The organism is Mycobacterium barrassiae (assembly GCF_025822765.1).
GTDB classification, from domain to species: Bacteria; Actinomycetota; Actinomycetes; order Mycobacteriales; family Mycobacteriaceae; genus Mycobacterium; species Mycobacterium barrassiae.
In genome coordinates this window covers 103,886-122,555 of the sequence record NZ_JACKUK010000035.1, presented here as the reverse complement: position 1 = coordinate 122,555, position 18,670 = coordinate 103,886, and the positions used below count along the sequence as shown (strand labels likewise).

The following is an 18,670-nucleotide window of genomic DNA, read 5'->3' as shown; positions in this document are numbered from 1 at the left end:
ACATGAGCATTGAGGTGTCCAACGAATCGGGCATCGACGTTTCCGAAGAGGAACTGATCAGCATCGCCCGATTCGTCATCCGCAAGATGAACGTGAATCCCGCCGCCGAACTCTCGATGGTGCTGCTGGACCAGTCGGCGATGGCCGACCTGCACATGCGGTGGATGGACCTGCCGGGCCCCACCGACGTGATGAGTTTCCCGATGGACGAACTCGAGCCCGGCGGTCGGCCCGATGCGCCCGAACCCGGGCCTGCGATGCTCGGCGACATCGTGCTGTGCCCGTCGTTCGCCGCCGACCAGGCCGCCGCGGCGGGCCATTCGCTCGGACAGGAACTCGCCTTGCTGACCGTGCACGGGGTGTTGCATCTGCTGGGGTACGACCACGCTGAACCCGACGAGGAGAAGGAAATGTTCGCGCTGCAGCGCCAACTCCTCGAGGAATGGGTGGCCGATCAGGTCGAGGCATATCACCAGGACCGGCAGTCCGAGAAGGACCGGCGCCTGCTGGACAAATCTCGATTTTTCGACGAGCCGTGAACAATGTGAGTCAGCTGATCGGCGCGATCGTCTTGATCGGCGTCGCCGGTCTTTTCGCAGCCACCGATGCCGCCATCAGCACCGTGTCGATAGCGCGCGTCGAGGAACTCGTCCGCGACGAACGCCCCGGCGCAGTCCGGCTGGCCCGGGTGATGGCCGAGCGGCCCCGCTTCATCAACCTCTGCGTCCTGCTCCGAATCGCCTGTGAGGTCAGCGCGACGGTTCTGTTGGCCGCGTTCCTGGACGACTATCTCGGGGTGAGTTGGGGACTGGTCTCGGCGGCGACGATCATGACGGTGATCAGCTTCGTCGCGATCGGCGTCGGCCCGAGGACCATCGGCAGGCAGAACGCCTACTCCATCTCATTGGTGGCCGCGCTTCCGCTGCAGGCGATTTCGGTGGTGCTCACCCCGGTGAGCCGGCTGCTGGTGTTGATCGGTAACGCGCTGACGCCCGGTCGTGGTTTTCGGAACGGTCCGTTCGCATCCGAGATCGAGCTTCGTGAGGTCGTCGACCTGGCGCAGCAGAGCGGTGTGGTCGCCGACGACGAGCGACGCATGATCCAGTCGGTATTCGAACTCGGCGACACCCCGGCCCGCGAAGTGATGGTGCCGCGTACCGAGATGGTGTGGATCGAGGGCGACAAGACGGCGGGGCAGGCGACGTCGTTGGCGGTGCGCAGCGGACACTCGCGCATTCCGGTGATCGGCGAGAACGTCGACGACGTCGTCGGCGTGGTCTATCTGAAAGACCTTGTGCAGCGGACGTACTACTCGCGCAACGGCGGACGCGACACCCAAGTGTCCGACGTGATGCGGCCCGCGGTGTTCGTGCCGGACTCCAAACCACTGGACGAGCTGCTGCGCGAGATGCAGCGCGACCGCGTCCACATGGTGCTGCTGGTCGACGAATACGGCGCGATCGCCGGGCTGGTCACCATCGAGGACGTGCTGGAGGAGATCGTCGGCGAGATCGCCGATGAGTACGACACCGACGAGGTCGCGCCGGTGGAGGACCTGGGCGACCGGCGGTATCGGGTGTCGGCGCGGTTGCCGATCGAGGACCTCGGCGAGCTGTACGACATCGAGTTCGACGAGGATTTCGACGTCGACACCGTCGGCGGTCTGGTGGCGTTCGAGCTGGGCCGCGTCCCGCTGCCGGGTGCCGAGGTGACGTGGGACGGGCTGCGGCTGCGCGCCGAGGGCGGGCCGGATCATCGCGGGCGGGTCCGCGTCGGCACCGTACTTGTGAGTCCGAGCGAGCCCGTGGAGAAGGACGAGAAGAAACGCAATGACTGAACTGGATGCCGAGGACGCCAAGCTGGTCACGCTGGCGCGCGGGGCGATGGGGCGTGCTGAGGCGCCGACCGGTGCGGCGGTGCGCGACGTCGACGGCCGAACCTATGCCGGCGCGCCAGTGACGCTGGACTCGCTGTCGCTGACCGCGCTGCAGGCAGCCGTCGCCGCGGCGGTGTCAAGCGGGGCAACGGGACTCGAGGCCGCCGTCCTGGTCGGCGGCTCCGACGACGACGCCGGGCTGGCCGCAGTGCGCGAGCTGTCGGCCGACGCGGCGGTAATCGTTACCGATCGAGCGGGCAACCCGCTATGACGCTCGAGGCATGGAGCACACGGTGACCGAGTTCCGTTCCGGATTCGTCTGCTTCGTCGGACGGCCCAACACCGGCAAGTCGACGTTGACCAACGCGCTCGTCGGCACCAAGGTCGCGATCACGTCGAACCGGCCGCAGACCACTCGGCACACCATTCGCGGCATCGTGCATCGCGAGAACTTCCAGATCATCCTGATCGACACCCCGGGCCTGCACCGTCCGCGCACCCTGCTCGGTCAGCGGCTCAACGACCTGGTCAAGGACACGTACTCCGAGGTCGACGTGATCGGGATGTGCATCCCCGCCGACGAGAAGATCGGGCCGGGGGACCGGTGGATCCTCGAACAGATCCGCGTCATCGCGCCGAAGACCACGCTGATCGCGATCGTCACCAAGATCGACAAAGTGCCGCGCGATCGCGTCGCGGCTCAGCTGATCGCGGTGAGCGAGCTCATCGGACCCGACGCCGAGATCGTCCCGGTGTCGGCGACCACCGGTGAGAACCTCGACGTGCTGACCGACGTCCTCGCGGCCCAGCTGCCGCCGGGTCCTGCGTTCTACCCCGACGGCGAGCTCACCGACGAGCCCGAGGAAGTGCTGATGGCCGAGCTGATCCGCGAGGCCGCACTGGAAGGCGTGCGCGACGAGCTGCCCCACTCGCTGGCCGTCGTCATCGAGGACGTCGAACCCCGCGAGGGACGCTCACCGGAGCAGGGCGAGCTCATCGACGTGCACGCGGTCCTCTACGTCGAGCGGGACAGCCAGAAGGGCATCGTCATCGGCAAGGGCGGTGCGAGGTTGCGCGAGGTCGGCACCGCGGCGCGCACGCAGATCGAAAAGCTGCTGGGCACAAAGGTTTACCTCGACCTGAGGGTCAAGATCGCCAAGAACTGGCAGCGCGATCCCAAACAGCTCGGCCGGTTGGGATTCTGAACGTCAGCCCGGAGCGCCCGCGCCCGGCTGGCCGAACGGGCGACCCGGCGACTGCACCGGCGGGTCGCCGTCGCCCTTGCCGTAGACCGCGACCACGACGCTGCGGTCGAGCGAGTTCGCCGACCACACGCCGATGTCGACGTTGGCGCAGTCCGACATGATGGCGTGGTAGTCGGGCCGGTAGTACCACTGGTTGATCAACTCGATCCCGCTGATCGCCAGCGCGGGGTTGATCGCCGTCGTCTCCGACACCGCGCCGGCGTAGCCCGCGTTGCGTGCGCGATCGGCGACCGTCGACCCGTCCGAGCCGATGTCACCGTTGAGCGCGCGGTTGTTCATCACGTCGTCGGTGTGCCATTGCGCGGCGAGCCGCAGCTTGGGGTTGATCTTGATGTCGGTGGTGCACCCGGCCTGGTGTTGCATGGTGTACACGTTGGCGACCACACCGTCGTTGAGCCGTTTGTTGTCGGCGCCCGCCGCCGGTGTCCCGGCGACGCTGCCGGCCGCCAGCACTACGGCGGGGATCGCATAAGCCCAGTACCGCGCTGTCATGGTCGAAGACCTTACGCCACCTCGCCTGGGCGGAGGTCCTCAATCGAACGTTCCGGCTCCGGTGCCTCCGGCGGCAGCCACCACGGCTCCGGCTCCTTGTTCGCCCAGCCGTTGATGGCCTCGAGCGCGGCGGCCAGCGACACCAACAGGGGCTCGCTGTTGGCCGGGCCCATCAATTGCACGCCGATCGGCAGACCCGACGACGTGAACCCGGCGGGCACATTGATCGACGGCCAGCCCAGCAGATTCCACGGCCAGGTGACGGGGCAGGCCCGGATCATGGTGCGGTTGGTGGCCAGCCCGCCGAGCTTGTCGAATTCGTGCGCTTCGGGCGGCGGCTGCGCGGTCGTCGGCGCGAGGACGACGTCGGCGATATTGAAGATCCAGCCGATGCGGCGCTGGGACTCGGCCTCGCGGGCGCGGGCCTTGCGCAGGGTGTGCTGCGACAACAGCCAGCCGGTGCGGATGTTCGCCTTGGTGCGCTTGTCGAGGGTGACGTCGTAACCCAGCCGGTCCGCCCAGTCCAGCAGCCCCGACGTCGACCGGGACAGGAAGTTCCACGACATGGCCAGGTTGTAGCCGGGGTCGGCCGACACGATCGTGTGCCCGAGTTCTTCGAGTTGCGCAGCGGTGACCTCGAGGGCGTCGCGGATTTCGGGATGCAGCTTGGCCCGGAAGAAGGTGAAGGGGAACTTGGTGGACAGCGCAATTCGCAGCGGTCCGGGCGCGGAGCCGACGGAGTCCGACACCTGCACCGGCGGCGGCTGATGCAGATCGCCGGGCACGTTGCCCGACGCCGCGTCGAGCACGATCGCCGCATCGGTGACCGTGCGGGCGAGCACGCCGTTGACGGTGATGCCGTTGAACGCCTCGGGCAGCGGCCAGGTGGAGATCCGGCCGCGCTGCGGCTTGATGCCGACGAGGTGCGTCCATGCGGCGGGAATGCGGACGCTGCCCGCGCCGTCGGATCCGATCGCGGCGGTCACCAACCCGGCGGCCACCGCGGCGGCGCTGCCGCCCGACGATCCGCCAGGGGTGTGTTCACGCGACCACGGATTGCGGGTGTGCCCGAAGGCCGGTCCGCTGGTGAACGGCCACTGGCCCAGCTCGCACGTGTTCGTCTTGCCGACGATCACGGCGCCCGCCGCCTTCAGCCGTCGCACCACTTCGGAGTCGGCTTCGGCGGGGGCGATCCTGCCGTCGGCGCCGAACCGGGTGGGCACGCCCTTGACGTCGACGTCGTCCTTCACCGCGATCGGGATGCCGAGCAGCGGAAGTTGTTCACCCGCTGCACGTTTGCGGTCGGCCTCGGCGGCGTCGGCCAGCGCCTGTTCGGCCAGCACCACACGGAACGCGTTCAGCGTGGGCTGGCTGGCCGCGATCGCGTCGAGCGACCGGCGTACGAGGTCAACGGACGTGAGGGAACCACTCGCCAGCTGAAAGAGCTGCTGAGTGAGCGTGGGGAAACGGAACTGTTCGACCATCGCCTACAAGAGTATCGGCGCCGCTGCCGTGATCTGTCGGATCGCAATGGGAGACTGTTGTGATGCGGCTGTACCGGGATCGAGCGGTGGTGCTGCGTCAGCACAAGCTCGGCGAGGCCGACCGAATCGTCACCCTGCTGACCCGCGACCACGGGCTGGTGCGTGCGGTGGCCAAGGGGGTGCGGCGCACCCGCAGCAAGTTCGGGGCACGGCTGGAGCCGTTCGCGCACATCGATGTTCAGCTGCATCCCGGCCGCAATCTGGACATCGTCACCCAGGTCCAGGCCATCGACGCGTTCGCCACCGACATCGTCAGCGACTACGGCCGCTACACCTGCGCGTGCGCGGTCCTCGAGACCGCGGAGCGCTTGGCGGGTGAGGAGCGGGCGCCGATGCCCGCACTGCACCGGCTGACCGTCGCGGCGCTGCGGGCGGTGGCCGACGGCAGCAGGCCCAGGGAGCTCGTGCTGGACGCGTACCTGTTGCGCGCCATGGGAATCGCCGGATGGGCGCCTGCGCTGACCGAATGCGCCCGCTGTGCGGCACCTGGCCCGCACAGGGCGTTCCACGTCGCGGCCGGGGGCAGCGTGTGCATCCACTGCCGGCCGTCGGGGTCGGCGACACCGCCGCAGGGGGTGTTGGATCTGATGGCCGCGCTGTACGACGGGGACTGGGAGTACGCGCAGGCGTCGACGTCGTCGCATCGCAGCCAGGCCAGCGGTTTGGTCGCCGCGCACCTGCAGTGGCACCTGGAACGCCAGCTACGAACGTTGCCGCTGGTGGAACGGATGTACCGAGTGGATCAGAGCGTCGCCGACGTACGGGTGTCGGTGGTCGGGCAGGATATGGCGCATGGCTATCAAGAGGGGCAAGGAGAAGGAGACCTACCCACAGCTGCCCCCGGCGCCTGACGACTATCCCACCTTTCCGGACAAGTCGACCTGGCCCGTCGTCTTCCCCGAGATTCCGGCGGGCACCAACGGCCGGTTCGCCCGTCCGCCGCAACACACGTCGAAGGCCGCCGCGCCGAAGATCCCGGCCGGCCAGGTGCCGAACCACGTCGCCGTGGTGATGGACGGCAACGGCCGGTGGGCCACCCAGCGCGGCTTGCACCGCACCGAGGGCCACAAGATGGGCGAGGCGGTGCTCATCGACATCACCTGCGGAGCAATCGAAATCGGCATCAAGCACCTGACGGTGTACGCCTTCTCGACCGAGAACTGGAAACGCAGCACCGAAGAGGTGCGCTTCCTGATGGGGTTCAACCGCGAGGTGGTCCGTCGGCGCCGCGAGAACCTCAACGACATGGGCGTCCGGATGCGCTGGGTGGGGTCGCGACCCCGCATGTGGCGCAGCGTCATCAAGGAATTCGACATCGCGGAGCAGATGACGGTCGGCAACGACGTCATCACCATCAACTACTGCGTGAATTACGGGGGTCGCACGGAGATCGTCGAAGCGGCGCGGGCGTTGGCGCAGGAGGCGGTCGACGGCAAGATCAACCCGAACCGGATCAGCGAGGCGATGTTCGCCAAGCACCTGCACCGCGCCGACATTCCCGACGTCGACCTGTTCATCCGGACGTCGGGGGAGCAGCGGGCGAGCAACTTCCTGCTGTGGCAGGCGGCCTACGCCGAGTACGTCTTTCAGGACAAGCTGTGGCCGGACTACGACCGCCGCGATCTGTGGGCGGCGTGCGAGGAATACGTCCACCGCAACCGCAGGTTCGGTAGAGCCTGATGACCCTGCAGGACCGGCTGGCCGACGTGCTCGGCGAAATCCTCCCGCTGACGCGGGAAGAGGATGGCGCGATCACAGTGCACCACAACGGTACGTTCGCGTCGCTGCGGGTGGTGGAAGTCGCCGAAGGCCTGGAGTTGGTGTCGCTCACCCAGATCCTGGCGTGGGACTTGCCGTTGGACGCGAAACTGCGGGCCAAGGTGGCCGATCATGCGCACACCACGCTGCTGGGGACGGTGTCGCTGGCGGCAAAGAGCGGCCACAAAGAGATCGCGGCCGGAGCCAAGCGCAACTCCAAGAAGGTCGCGGATGTGTTGCTGCGCTACAACTTTCCCGCCGCCGGGTTAAGCGACGACGCACTGCGCACGCTGGTGTTGATGGTGCTGGCCACCGGCTCGGATGTGCGACGCGCCCTGATCTGACCGTCAGTTGGTGGTGCAGGCGCCGCAGAGCCCGAAGATCTCGATGGTGTGACTGACATCGGAGAAGCCGTGCTGGCGAGCCACTTCGGCGGCCCACGTCTCGACCTGACCGCCGGACACCTCGACGGTCGCGCCGCACGCCCGGCACACCAGGTGGTGATGGTGGTCGTCGGAGCAGCGCCGGTACACGGACTCGCCGGTGTCGGTGCGCAGCGTGTCGACGAGGCCGGCCGCGGCCATCTGCTGCAGGGTGCGGTACACCGTGGTGAGGCCGATTCCCTCACCGCGCCTGCGTAATTCGTCGTGCAGCTCCTGGGCGGAGCGGAAGTCGTCGAGCTTGTCCAGCAGTGCCGAGATGGCGGCGCGCTGCCTTGTGGAGCGGACGCCCATCGGTGCCGCCGAGGAGCCCGTCACGCGTGGCCTTCCGCCGCGTGGGTCACCGCTGCGACGACGATGTCGGCGAGGTGATGATCGACGAGGCGGTACATCACTTCGCGTCCCGACCGCTCGCCCGCGACGACGCCCGCGGACTTGAGGATCCGCAGGTGCTGGCTGACCAACGGTTGGGGTACGGCGAGCGCGTCGACGAGTTCGTGAACGCAGCGCGCCGACTCGCGCAGCTGCAGGACGATCGCGATGCGGACGGGCGCGGCCAGTGCACGCAGGAGGTCGCCGGAGGTGTCCAGCACGTCGCGAGGGGGAAGCTCCGGAAAGGGCCCGCCGCTGTGGTCGTGTCCGTCCTCGACAGCGAAAGTGGAAACGGTTTCCATTATGGCGCCAGAATACATGCACACTTCCGCATGTCAATGCGCTCTGGCAGGTCGCTAGGCTGTGCACCTGTGGCTCAGTCTTCGTCGATCATCGACACCGTCGCCAATCTCGCCAAGCGTCGTGGCCTCGTCTTTCAATCCGGCGAGATCTACGGCGGCACGAGGTCGGCGTGGGATTACGGCCCACTCGGGGTGGAGCTCAAGGAGAACATCAAGCGGCAGTGGTGGCGCTCGGTAGTCACCGGCCGCGACGACGTCGTCGGCCTCGACAGCGCGATCATCCTGCCGCGTGAGGTCTGGGTGGCGTCCGGGCACGTCGACGTGTTCAACGATCCGCTCGTCGAATGCCTGAACTGTCACAAGCGCCACCGGCAGGACCACATGCAGGAGGCATTCTTCGAAAAAGGAGGCGAGAAGAAGGGCTTCTCCAGCCCTGACTCGGTGCCGATGTCGGAGATCGTGTGCCCGGACTGCGGCACCAAGGGGCAGTGGACCGAGCCGCGCGACTTCAACATGATGCTCAAGACCTATCTCGGTCCGATCGAGACCGAAGAAGGCCTGCACTATCTGCGGCCGGAAACCGCGCAGGGCATCTTCGTCAACTTCGCGAACGTCGTGACGACCGCGCGTAAGAAGCCGCCGTTCGGCATCGGCCAGATCGGCAAGAGCTTCCGCAACGAGATCACGCCGGGCAACTTCATCTTCCGCACACGCGAGTTCGAGCAGATGGAGATGGAGTTCTTCGTCGAACCCGACACCGCTCCCGAATGGCACCAGTACTGGATCGACACCCGGCTGCAGTGGTACGTCGACCTCGGCATCGACCGCGACAACCTGCGGCTCTACGAACATCCGAAGGACAAGCTGTCGCACTACAGCGATCGAACGGTCGACATCGAGTACAAGTTCGGCTTCCAGGGCAACCCGTGGGGTGAACTCGAGGGTGTCGCGAACCGAACCAACTTCGATTTGTCCACGCACGCACAGCATTCCGGCGTCGACCTGTCGTTCTACGACCAGGCGACCGATACCCGCTACGTGCCCTACGTCATCGAACCCGCAGCCGGCCTGACCCGGTCCCTGATGGCATTTCTCGTCGACGCCTACTGCGAGGACGAGGCGCCCAACGCCAAGGGCGGGGTGGACAAACGCACGGTGCTGCGGCTCGATCCGCGGCTGGCGCCGGTCAAGGCCGCGGTGCTGCCGCTGTCGCGTAACGAGGAGCTGTCACCGAAGGCCCGCGATCTCGCGGCCGAGCTGCGCAAGTCGTGGAACGTCGAGTTCGACGATGCGGGCGCGATCGGACGGCGCTATCGCCGGCAGGACGAGATCGGCACGCCGTTCTGTGTGACGGTCGACTTCGATTCGCTCGAGGATCACGCGGTGACGGTCCGCGAACGCGACGCCATGACACAGGACCGCGTCGCGATGGACAACGTCAGCGACTACCTGGCGACCCGCCTCAAAGGCTGCTAACCGCCGAGTCAACTACCGCGAGCGTGCGTGTCTGAGGGCGACACGCCGCGCCAGAATCCGAGTTCGCGCACGCTCACGCCGCGCTGGTTATCCCCAACTGGCAACCCATCCACAACTTTGATTCGTCGCCCACATCGCGAGCCACGTCAGTCTGACGATCGTCGACATGACCGACGACTTGACCGCGCTCTTCGACACCCAAGGCGACGTGGCCACCAGCGGCCAACTATTGGCGGTGCTGAGCCGCAGCCAGCTCGACACCAAAATCGCCACTGGAGAGCTGATGAGGGTGTGGCCGGGCGTCTACAGCCGCGAGGAACCGGACACGCTGATCAGACTGCGGGGTGTCGATCTTCGGGCTGGTGAGCCAGTCGCAATGTGTCTGGGCACCGCAGCAGCTGCATACGGATTCGACACCGAAGACGTCGTCGATCTGCACGTCCTGAATCCTGATCATCATCAGCTACGCCACTGCGACGGACTGTTCGTGCATCGTCGCGAGGGCGCACCGCTGACCGAAATCGACGGCCGTCTGGCGACGGCGCCGGCCTGGACCGCCGTTGAGGTGGCCCGATCGCTGCGGCGGCCTCGGGCGCTGGCCACGCTCGACGCGGCTCTGCGCAGCAGAACCTGCACTGCTAGCGAGTTGTGGGCGGCCGCGGTGCTGCAATCGGGTCGACGCGGGATCGTCGCGGTGCGCGAGTTGATCCCGTTGGCAAGGGCGGAGGCCGAGTCGCCGATGGAAAGCGAAACGCGACTGGTGATGATCGACGGTGGACTGCCGCCAGACGAACTGCAGTACGAGATCGTCGATCGCGACGGTCGTCGGTGGCGCGTCGACTGCGCGTGGCCCGGCCGAAAGGTCGCCGTTGAGTACGACGGTTTCGACTTCCACAGCGATCCAGAGAAGTTTCGCCGAGATCGACAGAAGCGGGCGGCACTACAAGAGATTGGCTGGTCCGTCGTCTCGGTGGTGTTTGACGATGTCCGGCGTCAGCCCCAAGATATGTTGCGCCGCATCGAAGTTCAGTTGCAGCGTTCGCAGGCGGCGTGAGCGTGCGTGAAATCGAATTATTACACGGCGTGTCGCTCGCAGACACGCACGCTCGCGGCAAAGAACGGGCTAGAAGCGGCCGCCGCCACCGCCGTAGCTGCGCCCCGACGAATGCGACGACCCGCCGAACGACGTCGACCGGCCCATCCCGAGCCCGCCACCGAAACCGCCGAAGCCGCCGAACCCGCCACGCAGCGCGCCGCTGAGGATGTTGCCGATGATGATGCCGCCGATGACCCCGCCCATGTCGGACCCGCTGCCACCGCCGCCCCAGCCGGACGTGTAGGACCGCTGCGCGGCTGCGACGTCCTGGCTGGCCAGCGACTGCGCCTGTGCGGCGAGCATGTCCGCGCCGTTGGCGTGCGCGATCGCCTCGCTCAGGTTCGTCGCCCTCTTGTCCTGAGCGGCCTGCAATTGGCGGACCGCTTCGGCGAGCCTTGTGCGCGCCTCGGGTCCGATGCTGCCGCGGCGGGTGTCGATGAAGTCCGAGACCCCACGAACGCGCGACTGCGCGGAGAACAGCGCCTGGTCAAACGCCCGGGTGAGGCGTTCGGTGGCTTGGCGTTCCTCGGTCGCGCTGGCGAGCAGCCGATCGAGTTCGGCGTCGGCCTTGGTCAGCCGGGTGAACGTGCCGAGCGGGTCGGTGCTGCCGTTCTTCTCGGCGTCGGCGATCGCGGCTGCTGCCTGGTCACGCGCCGCCCTCAGTTCGTTCTGCAGGGAGATCTTGCCCTGGCGCAGCTGTTCGTCCGCCTGGCTGACACCGTTCTTGATGTCGTCGATCGCCGCAGGCAGCGCCGCGGCGGCGCGACTGATGTCCGCTCCCGCACTGTCGACCGCATCCAGCAGCGAACGGGCCTGCCCCAGCGACGATTCCGCGGCGCGGATCGCATCGACCAGACCCATCTGCTGGCCCACCGGCCTGGCGACGCAGTTGCGCGCGGTGGTGATGTTCTTGTCGGCGAAGTTCAACCGTTCCCTGGCGGTCTTCACGTTGTCGGCGACGGAAGTCAGTGCAGCAGCGTCGAATTGATCGTGCAGGGCTTTCAGCGCCTCCTCCGACGGGCCGAGCCGCGCGGTGAGGTCGACCATCTGCTGGGTCAGGGTGTCGAGACGGGTAGGTGCGTTGATGACGAGATCGCGCAGTTTCTCGAAGGCCTCCGACTGCGCCTCCAGCTCCCGGTCGGCCTTGGCGGCGGCGACGACCACGCGGGTGAGCAGGTCGCGGCGCTGCTGCGGCGTCTCGGGGATGGCGTCGTCGAGGATCTGGCGCACGTTGAACGCCTGCGCCAGCGTCGTTTTCGCGTTCGCGACGGCCCGGCTGAAGGGTTCGGTCTGCGCGGTGCCGAATTCCTCCACCGCCAGGGCTAATTCGCTCTCGCTGGTGCGTACCGCATTGTCGACGTCGACCACCATCATCTTGGAGAGGTCGTCGAGTGCGTCGAGCGAGACGGCCGCCAAGGCCTGGGGGTCGGCGGGGTCCACCCGCCGGGCCGCGGCGAACTCGGCTTCACGCCTCTTGCGGCGACGGCGCCGGGACCACAGCCACAGCCCCAGAATGATCAGGCCGAAGATCGCCATCGCGACCAGCAGGCCGTACCAGGTGATGCCCGCGCCCGACGAGGGCGGCTCCTGTAGGCCCTGTGCCGCGGCGATGGCCGCACCCGCCCAATCGCCCTGGCGCAGCGCGGGTTCGATGGTGTTGCGCTGCAGGGCCGCCGCGTTGGACTGACTCATGACGTCCGACGGCACCTGGAATGCGTAGGCACGTTCGCGGGTGGCGACCGCCAACAGCGCGTCGCGGTCACCGAAATCGCTGATCTGCATCGTCGTTCGCGCCCAGCCGACGGCGCCTTGTCCGAAGCTGTCGACGTACACCACCCACAGCCGGGTGCGGTTGTCGTTGTAGAGCTCGTTGATCGCGCTCTCGACCTGCGCGCGCTGGCTCGGCGACAGCACGCCTGCCCTGTCGGTGACGTAGTCGGGGACGCGGAACGGTGGTTCTGCCGTCGTGGCCGGAGCCAGGACGAGACCGGCAACGAGTATCGCGAACACGACGCTGAACAAGCGGGCGATGCGCATGCCCGCCAATCTAGTACTGGCAGACTGTGCGGCGGTGGCTGCGAATCAAGGACCCTATGACGAGTTCGACCGCGAACGGCTGGTGGTCGAGCCGCAGAAGGGTGCCGCGCTGCCGGGCACGGACACCGAACACCGCACGGATTTCGCCCGTGACCGGGCCAGAGTTCTGCACTGTGCCGCGCTGCGGCGGCTGGCCGACAAGACCCAGGTGGTCGGTCCCCGGCAGGGTGATACCCCCCGCACCCGGCTGACCCATTCGCTGGAGGTCGCCCAGATCGGCCGGGGGATGGCGATCGGCCTGGGCTGCGATCCCGACCTGGTCGACATGGCCGGTCTTGCCCACGACATCGGCCACCCGCCGTACGGCCACAACGGCGAGCGGGCGCTCAACGAGATCGCTGCCGATTGCGGCGGCTTCGAAGGCAACGCGCAGAACTTCCGCATCCTGACCCGTCTGGAGCCCAAAGTCCTTGACGCCCAAGGTCGTAGCGCCGGACTGAACCTCACCCGGGCTGGACTGGACGCGGTGACCAAGTACCCCTGGCGTCGGACCGGGCAGCAGGGCAAGTTCGGCTTCTACGAGGACGACGCCACCGCCGCCGACTGGGTCCGCTCCGGCACGCCCGACGCGAGGCCGTGCCTGGAGGCGCAGGTCATGGACTGGGCCGACGACGTGGCCTATTCAGTGCACGACGTCGAGGACGGCGTCGTGTCGGGCCGCATAGACATGAGGGTGCTGGCCGACGACGACGCGGCCGCCGAGTTGGGACGTCTCGGCGAATCCAGCGGGATGGGTGCCGGACTACGCGCCGACGACCTGGTGGCCGCTGCGAACCGCTTGTCGAACCTGCCCGTCGTCGCCGCCGTCGGCAAGTACGACGCCACCCTTGCGGCGTCCGTCGCGCTCAAGCGGTTGACCAGCGAGCTGGTCGGCCGGTTCGCCTCCGCCGCCATCGCCGCGACCAGGGAGGTCGCCGGGGCAGGTCCGCTGGTGCGGTACCAGTCCGAGCTCCATGTGCCCGACCTCGTCCGGGCCGAGGTGGCGGTGCTGAAGATCCTGGCGTTGCAGTTCATCATGTCCGATCCGCGACACCTGGACCTGCAGGCGAGGCAGCGCGACCGCGTCCACCGCGTGGTGGAGTGGACGCTCGCGGGCGCCCCCGCGACGCTGGATCCGGTCTTCGCCCCGGCGTTCAACGCCGCCGAAACCGACGGTGCCCGGCTGCGGGTCGTCATCGACCAGGTGGCCTCCTTCACCGAGGGACGACTGGAGCGATTGGAACCCGCGTTCGCGTGACCGGGCCCCACCCCCGGCGCTCTAGACTGGCCCGGTGGCCGGCCGCATCCCCGATCGTGACATCGCGGCCATTCGTGAACGCGTACGCATCGAAGACGTCGTCGGAGACTACGTGCAGCTGCGCCGGGCTGGCGCCGACTCGCTGAAGGGGCTGTGCCCGTTCCACGACGAGAAGTCGCCGTCGTTTCATGTGCGACCCAACCACGGCCACTTCCACTGCTTCGGCTGCGGCGAGGGCGGCGACGTCTACGCGTTCGTCCAGAAGATCGAGCACGTCAGCTTCGTCGAGGCCGTCGAGCTGCTGGCCGACCGGGTGGGCTACACCGTCACCTACACCGGCGGCTCGACGACGAACGTGCAGCGCGACCGCGGCAGCCGCAGCAGGCTGCTCGCCGCGAACGCCGCCGCCCAGGAGTTCTACGCCGAGGCGCTGAAGTCCGACGAGGCCGCCCCCGCCCGCGCGTACCTGCTCGAGCGCAACTTCGACGCCGAAGCCGCCTCGAGGTTCGGATGCGGGTTCGCGCCCTCGGGGTGGGAGACGCTGACAAAGCACTTGATGCGCAAGGGATTTGAGTTCAAGGAGCTGGAGGCCGCCGGTCTGTCGCGGGAGGGCAGGCGCGGTCCCATGGACCGTTTCCACCGTCGTCTGCTGTGGCCCATCCGGGCGGCCGGCGGGGAGGTCATCGGGTTCGGGGCGCGACGCATCTTCGACGACGACCCGATGGAAGCGAAGTACGTCAACACCCCCGAGACCGTGCTCTACAAGAAGTCGTCGGTGTTGTTTGGCCTCGACCTGGCCAAGCGTGACATCGCCAAGGGGCATCAGGCGGTCGTGGTGGAGGGCTACACCGACGTGATGGCGATGCACCTCGCGGGGGTGACCACCGCTGTCGCCTCCTGCGGCACCGCATTCGGTGACGAGCATCTGGCGATGCTGCGCCGACTCATGATGGACGACAACTTCTTTCGCGGCGAGCTGATCTACGTCTTCGACGGGGACGCGGCGGGACGCGCGGCGGCGGTGAAGGCCTTCGAGGGTGAACAGAACCTCGCCGGGCAGTCCTTCGTGGCCGTGGCGGACGACGGGATGGACCCGTGCGATCTGCGCCTCAAGGCGGGCGACGGGGCGCTGCGGGACCTGGTGGCGCGCCGCACGCCGCTGTTCGAGTTCGCCGTTCGCACAGCGCTTGCCGAACACGATCTCGACAGCGCCGAGGGCCGGGTGAACGCGCTGCGGCAGTGCGTGCCGATGGTTGCGCGGATCAAGGACAGCATGCTGCGCGACGAATACGCGCGCCGGTTGGCCGGGTGGGTCGGCTGGGATGAGGTCAACCAGGTGATCGGCCGGGTGCGCGAGGAGGCGCAGAGGCGCGGTATGCCCGAGCGCACCGGTCGGCGGCGCGCCCCGACCGAAGCCGCCGCGCCCCGACGCGCGGCAGCGCCTGCTGTCAAACGCCCCGATCCGGCCGATCCGACGCTGTGGCCCCAGCGCGAGGCATTGAAATCCGCGCTGCAATACCCGGCGCTGGCCGGTCCGGTGTTCGACTCGTTGACCGTGGAGAGCTTCACCCATCCCGGGTACGCCGCGGTGCGGGCCGCGATCAGCGCGGCAGGCGGTGCGGCCGCGGGGCACTCCGGCGCGCAGTGGATCGACGCCGTCCGCGGGCAGGCGGCATCGGAGGCGGCCGCGGGGCTGGTCAACGAGCTCGGCGTGGAGGCCATCAACGTCGACGACGACGAGAAGATGCCGCGCTACATCGCCGGGGTGCTGGCCCGGCTGCAGGAAGTCTGGGTCGGACGGCAGATCGCCGAGGTCAAGTCGAAGCTTCAGCGCATGTCGCCGGTGGAGCAGGGCGACGAGTACCACGCCCTGTTCGGGGACCTGGTCGCAATGGAGGCCTATCGCCGCAGCCTGTTGGAACAGGCCAGCGGCGACGACCTCACTGCGTGAAGTCCGGTAACGCGATAGGGTAGGGCCGCGATCTACGTCGGGGAACGCTGAGAAAGGCACACTCGTGACAACGACCAGGAACCGGGCGACCAAGAACCGGGCGCGGAAACTCATTGCCGCTGGCGCGTTCGCAGTGGCCGCGGTCGCGGCGCCCTTCGCCGCATCGGCGCTGACCACGACTGATAGTTCTGATGCCGTCGCGCTGCCCCCGGGTTGCCTGGCGTGGTACGGCAACCAGGAGACCGGTAAGTGCCTGGGCTACTCCCAGGGCAACGGCGTCAACCTGGGCACGCCGGCGGTCGGTGCCTTCGGCGAGAACGGTGGCATCGGCGTCAACACCGGCCCGCTGTTCCCGGGTACGACCATCAACCGGGGAATCGGCTAGCGCACACGCCCCTTGGGCGCGGCCTTCGCCGACTCCGGTCCGATCACGGCGGTGCCGCGGTCGATTTCGGTGAGTGTGACCATCGGCGGATCCGGCGATACCCGGTCGGCAATCTTGCGGCGGCCCGCGTCGATCACGGCTTTGGCCGCCGGACTCTCGGTGACCGCCTTGTAGGTGCCCGCGATCTGTTCATATCGGCGCCGGCCCGCCTTTGTGCCCAATACGTAGCCGACGGCCAACACGGCGAGATACCGGATCACAAGGCCCCTCCCGAACGACGGTGCAGTACCTCTCTATCCTGCCTCACTCGCCTGAGTGCGCGCTGGGCGGCGGCGTATTGGCGGCGCGAACGCCGGGTGCGCTAAAGTCATGCCTCGGCCCGCGCTATGGCGACATCGCGGGCGAGCCGTCCCCTGTAGCTCAATTGGCAGAGCATTCGGCTGTTAACCGAAGGGTTGCTGGTTCGAGTCCAGCCGGGGGAGCAAGGTCAGCGCATATTTCTGGCAATTGCGTGCAACATACGTGCAAGATCGGGCAGTCAGCTCGACCGCACGACCCCCTCCCAGTGGCGCACCCGGCCGCGGGCGTCGTAGACCCGCACGGGCGGCGTCTCGAATCGCGCACCGACCTTCGTTCCGAAATCCACCGTCACGATGTTGCCGCCACTGAGATCAAGGGTCCGCGGGAGGATCAGCCGGTAGTAGTTCAAGAACACCAGCACGTTAGAGAACGGCTGTAGCTTGCCGTCCAGATGCTCGGTGACGATGGTCCCGTAGACGGTCCGGCTGAAACGTGGTCCGGTCCGACCTTCGGAGAAGTTGATGGTGATCTTGTCGCGGCCCAGCATCACAGCGCCCGCACTCGGTAGCGATTCAGGACGATCTGCTCCGCCAAGTTCCAGCCTTGCCAGCCGCCGCGAATCGCCACGCTGCCGACCTCGGACGCCAACTGTTCCGGGTTGGCCACCAGACGAGCCGTAGCGGTGACGATCACGGCGGCGATGTCCTCGGCCGGGTCCGCGCCCGCGAATCCGCGGCCTCGCGTGTACGACCGTGCGAGCGCGGTCATGATCGCGGCGTGCTCGGATGCCAGCTCGACGAGTGTGTCATCGTCGCCCTGACCGAGGAAGTCGGCCACGGCCTGCCCGGTGACTGCCGCCATTCTCGTTATCCTTTCGAGTGGGTGACCCTCCGCAACCGCTGTCCGGGACTGGAGGGTCACCCGCCTTTTACGTTGCGGGCGTTGACAATCCCTATGTCAGCTAGGCGTTGTCTACGCCTCGGTCAGCAGCGTGACGGCCTTGGACTGCAACAGCGCTGTGTCCCAACGGCTGACGACGCGGATACCGATGCTGTCGTAATCGCCCCAGGTCTGATCGAGAATCTTGACCTCGGCGTTGACGTCGCGGGCCACGACCACCTTGGACATGTCCACGAGCGCCACACGTGCCTTGGTCGGCGTACCGGCCGCGTTCGGGATGTTGTCGGTGATGATGACCGGTAGACCCAACAGCCGCAGATCGGTCCCGTTCTGAATCGTGTTCGGGTCGATCACGTAGCGGGCATCCCCGGCACCGACCTTGATCTTGCGAATGGCCGCGAACGACGCAGCGGTCATCACCCAGTGAGTCGGCGTGACCTTGTTGCCCTGCGCGACGGCCAGGCCGTCAATGAGGCTGTCCGGGTCGGTCAGGTCCAGCACGCCGGTCGTGATCCCGGTCTGGCGAAGGATGCCCTTGATGGTGTTCGACGTGCCAGCACCGTCCCACAGCGCCGCGTCGAGCGCGTTCGCCACGTCGGTGACCAGACGGGTCCGCAGCACCGCCTCCAGGCCGACGACCGAGGTTCGGATCAGCTCATTCGAGAGCTTCACCAGCACCTTAAGTCCCTTGAGCGTGCTCGGCAGCAGCGTCACCTCATCGAACGCCACATCGCCGTCACTGATCTGGGCACCTTCGGCGACGAATCCGGCAGTGACGCCGTTGACGATGCGCGGCACCCGGACCGGGCTGGAGCTGTCGAGCACGACCGGCCCCGCGGCAAGGAACGTCGATACCTGCTCTAGCGGCTGAACGAGCAGGCTGGCGACCTGCGACTGAATCAGGGTGGAATTGCCCGAAGTTACTTCGATGGCCACGATGGCGTCCTAACGCTTTGTGTCGGTGGGGGATTCGACACGCCGCCAGGGCGTCAATCGGGATTCGGGCGCCAGGCCCTACGTGACCATCTTAACGATTGGTCGTGAAGAACTTCGACAGCCGTCTCTGTTGATCGAGCGAGCAACCCTGGGTCCAACAGGTAGGACCGTCTACGCGGAACCTGGGCGAAGACGCCGCGTTGCCAATCTCCATCACTTCGGAGTACATCTGTTGCCTGCATT

The 18,670-nt window shown here is 67.4% G+C and carries 21 protein-coding genes and 1 tRNA gene; 13 read left to right on the top strand and 9 right to left on the bottom strand.

The window, feature by feature from the left end; genetic code table 11:
- Nucleotides 1-2: 2 nt before the first annotated feature.
- The 4 genes from ybeY to era are packed head-to-tail and all read left to right on the top strand — an operon-like array spanning nucleotide 3 to nucleotide 3,081.
- On the top strand, nucleotides 3-539 hold the full coding sequence (gene ybeY / locus H7J93_RS23885) for an rRNA maturation RNase YbeY (protein WP_267308766.1): 537 nt from the start codon (nucleotides 3-5) through the stop codon (nucleotides 537-539).
- Complete coding sequence (locus tag H7J93_RS23880; RefSeq protein ID WP_267308765.1) at nucleotides 536-1,837, top strand: hemolysin family protein; 1,302 nt, start codon at nucleotides 536-538, stop codon at nucleotides 1,835-1,837. Before ybeY ends, H7J93_RS23880 begins: the two co-directional genes overlap by 4 nt.
- Nucleotides 1,830-2,147 carry a cytidine deaminase-like protein gene (locus H7J93_RS23875; protein WP_267308764.1) on the top strand — a complete coding sequence of 106 codons (318 nt, stop codon included), beginning with the start codon at nucleotides 1,830-1,832 and terminating at the stop codon, nucleotides 2,145-2,147. The genes H7J93_RS23880 and H7J93_RS23875 overlap by 8 nt, the downstream gene beginning before the upstream one ends.
- Before the next feature lie 22 nt (nucleotides 2,148-2,169).
- Nucleotides 2,170-3,081, top strand: a complete 912-nt coding sequence (era, locus tag H7J93_RS23870) for a GTPase Era (RefSeq protein WP_267308793.1) — start codon at nucleotides 2,170-2,172, stop codon at nucleotides 3,079-3,081.
- Between the two features lie 3 nt (nucleotides 3,082-3,084).
- Here era and H7J93_RS23865 read toward each other — a convergent pair whose 3' ends face one another.
- Nucleotides 3,085-3,633 (bottom strand): CAP domain-containing protein, encoded by a 549-nt coding sequence (locus H7J93_RS23865; RefSeq protein WP_267308763.1) that lies wholly within the window; start codon nucleotides 3,631-3,633, stop codon nucleotides 3,085-3,087.
- Between the two features lie 11 nt (nucleotides 3,634-3,644).
- On the bottom strand, nucleotides 3,645-5,117 hold the full coding sequence (locus H7J93_RS23860) for an amidase (RefSeq protein ID WP_267308762.1): 1,473 nt from the start codon (nucleotides 5,115-5,117) through the stop codon (nucleotides 3,645-3,647).
- A 62-nt stretch (nucleotides 5,118-5,179) separates the two neighbouring features.
- Between H7J93_RS23860 and recO the strand changes: the two genes are divergently transcribed.
- Genes recO through H7J93_RS23845 form a run of 3 tightly spaced genes read left to right on the top strand, consistent with a single transcriptional unit; the run spans nucleotide 5,180 to nucleotide 7,279 of the window.
- A complete protein-coding gene (recO, locus tag H7J93_RS23855) occupies nucleotides 5,180-6,028 on the top strand; it encodes a DNA repair protein RecO (RefSeq protein ID WP_267308761.1) in 849 nt (282 codons plus the stop codon).
- On the top strand, nucleotides 5,970-6,857 hold the full coding sequence (locus tag H7J93_RS23850; RefSeq protein WP_267308760.1) for a decaprenyl diphosphate synthase: 888 nt from the start codon (nucleotides 5,970-5,972) through the stop codon (nucleotides 6,855-6,857). The genes recO and H7J93_RS23850 overlap by 59 nt, the downstream gene beginning before the upstream one ends.
- Entirely contained in the window at nucleotides 6,857-7,279 is a 423-nt protein-coding gene (locus H7J93_RS23845) for a hypothetical protein (RefSeq protein WP_267308759.1), read from the top strand. Before H7J93_RS23850 ends, H7J93_RS23845 begins: the two co-directional genes overlap by 1 nt.
- Before the next feature lie 3 nt (nucleotides 7,280-7,282).
- Here H7J93_RS23845 and H7J93_RS23840 read toward each other — a convergent pair whose 3' ends face one another.
- Both H7J93_RS23840 and H7J93_RS23835 read right to left on the bottom strand, forming a co-directional pair.
- A complete protein-coding gene (locus H7J93_RS23840; RefSeq protein ID WP_267308792.1) occupies nucleotides 7,283-7,669 on the bottom strand; it encodes a Fur family transcriptional regulator in 387 nt (128 codons plus the stop codon).
- Between the two features lie 20 nt (nucleotides 7,670-7,689).
- On the bottom strand, nucleotides 7,690-8,049 hold the full coding sequence (locus tag H7J93_RS23835) for an ArsR/SmtB family transcription factor (protein ID WP_267308758.1): 360 nt from the start codon (nucleotides 8,047-8,049) through the stop codon (nucleotides 7,690-7,692).
- 36 nt (nucleotides 8,050-8,085) lie between these two features.
- Between H7J93_RS23835 and H7J93_RS23830 the strand changes: the two genes are divergently transcribed.
- Both H7J93_RS23830 and H7J93_RS23825 read left to right on the top strand, forming a co-directional pair.
- Complete coding sequence (locus H7J93_RS23830; protein WP_267308791.1) at nucleotides 8,086-9,525, top strand: glycine--tRNA ligase; 1,440 nt, start codon at nucleotides 8,086-8,088, stop codon at nucleotides 9,523-9,525.
- Between the two features lie 166 nt (nucleotides 9,526-9,691).
- A complete protein-coding gene (locus H7J93_RS23825; protein WP_267308757.1) occupies nucleotides 9,692-10,579 on the top strand; it encodes a type IV toxin-antitoxin system AbiEi family antitoxin in 888 nt (295 codons plus the stop codon).
- 69 nt (nucleotides 10,580-10,648) lie between these two features.
- Here the strand turns inward: H7J93_RS23825 and H7J93_RS23820 are convergent, their stop codons facing one another.
- Nucleotides 10,649-12,658 carry a TPM domain-containing protein gene (locus H7J93_RS23820; protein WP_267308756.1) on the bottom strand — a complete coding sequence of 670 codons (2,010 nt, stop codon included), beginning with the start codon at nucleotides 12,656-12,658 and terminating at the stop codon, nucleotides 10,649-10,651.
- On the opposite strand from H7J93_RS23820, the gene H7J93_RS23815 reads away from it, so the two are divergent.
- From H7J93_RS23815 to H7J93_RS23805, 3 genes are all read left to right on the top strand, one after another.
- The gene (locus H7J93_RS23815; RefSeq protein WP_267308755.1) at nucleotides 12,657-13,955 is read left to right on the top strand and encodes a deoxyguanosinetriphosphate triphosphohydrolase; all 1,299 of its coding nucleotides are present in this window, start codon (nucleotides 12,657-12,659) and stop codon (nucleotides 13,953-13,955) included. The two genes, H7J93_RS23820 and H7J93_RS23815, sit on opposite strands and share 2 nt — an antisense overlap.
- Before the next feature lie 34 nt (nucleotides 13,956-13,989).
- A complete protein-coding gene (dnaG, locus tag H7J93_RS23810; protein WP_267308754.1) occupies nucleotides 13,990-15,906 on the top strand; it encodes a DNA primase in 1,917 nt (638 codons plus the stop codon).
- 64 nt (nucleotides 15,907-15,970) lie between these two features.
- On the top strand, nucleotides 15,971-16,291 hold the full coding sequence (locus H7J93_RS23805) for a DUF7155 family protein (RefSeq protein ID WP_267308753.1): 321 nt from the start codon (nucleotides 15,971-15,973) through the stop codon (nucleotides 16,289-16,291).
- On the opposite strand, the gene H7J93_RS23800 is transcribed toward H7J93_RS23805, so the two are convergent.
- The gene (locus tag H7J93_RS23800) at nucleotides 16,288-16,551 is read right to left on the bottom strand and encodes a hypothetical protein (RefSeq protein ID WP_267308752.1); all 264 of its coding nucleotides are present in this window, start codon (nucleotides 16,549-16,551) and stop codon (nucleotides 16,288-16,290) included. The genes H7J93_RS23805 and H7J93_RS23800 overlap by 4 nt on opposite strands.
- Before the next feature lie 149 nt (nucleotides 16,552-16,700).
- On the opposite strand from H7J93_RS23800, the gene H7J93_RS23795 reads away from it, so the two are divergent.
- Nucleotides 16,701-16,773, top strand: a tRNA-Asn gene (locus tag H7J93_RS23795).
- 56 nt (nucleotides 16,774-16,829) lie between these two features.
- Here H7J93_RS23795 and H7J93_RS23790 read toward each other — a convergent pair.
- The 3 genes from H7J93_RS23790 to H7J93_RS23780 all read right to left on the bottom strand — a co-directional run bounded on the left by H7J93_RS23790 (nucleotide 16,830) and on the right by H7J93_RS23780 (nucleotide 18,427).
- Nucleotides 16,830-17,138 carry a hypothetical protein gene (locus H7J93_RS23790; protein ID WP_267308751.1) on the bottom strand — a complete coding sequence of 103 codons (309 nt, stop codon included), beginning with the start codon at nucleotides 17,136-17,138 and terminating at the stop codon, nucleotides 16,830-16,832.
- Nucleotides 17,138-17,452 carry a hypothetical protein gene (locus tag H7J93_RS23785; protein ID WP_267308750.1) on the bottom strand — a complete coding sequence of 105 codons (315 nt, stop codon included), beginning with the start codon at nucleotides 17,450-17,452 and terminating at the stop codon, nucleotides 17,138-17,140. The genes H7J93_RS23790 and H7J93_RS23785 overlap by 1 nt, the downstream gene beginning before the upstream one ends.
- Nucleotides 17,453-17,563: 111 nt before the next feature.
- Entirely contained in the window at nucleotides 17,564-18,427 is an 864-nt protein-coding gene (locus tag H7J93_RS23780) for a phage major capsid protein (protein ID WP_267308749.1), read from the bottom strand.
- Nucleotides 18,428-18,670 lie beyond the last annotated feature (243 nt).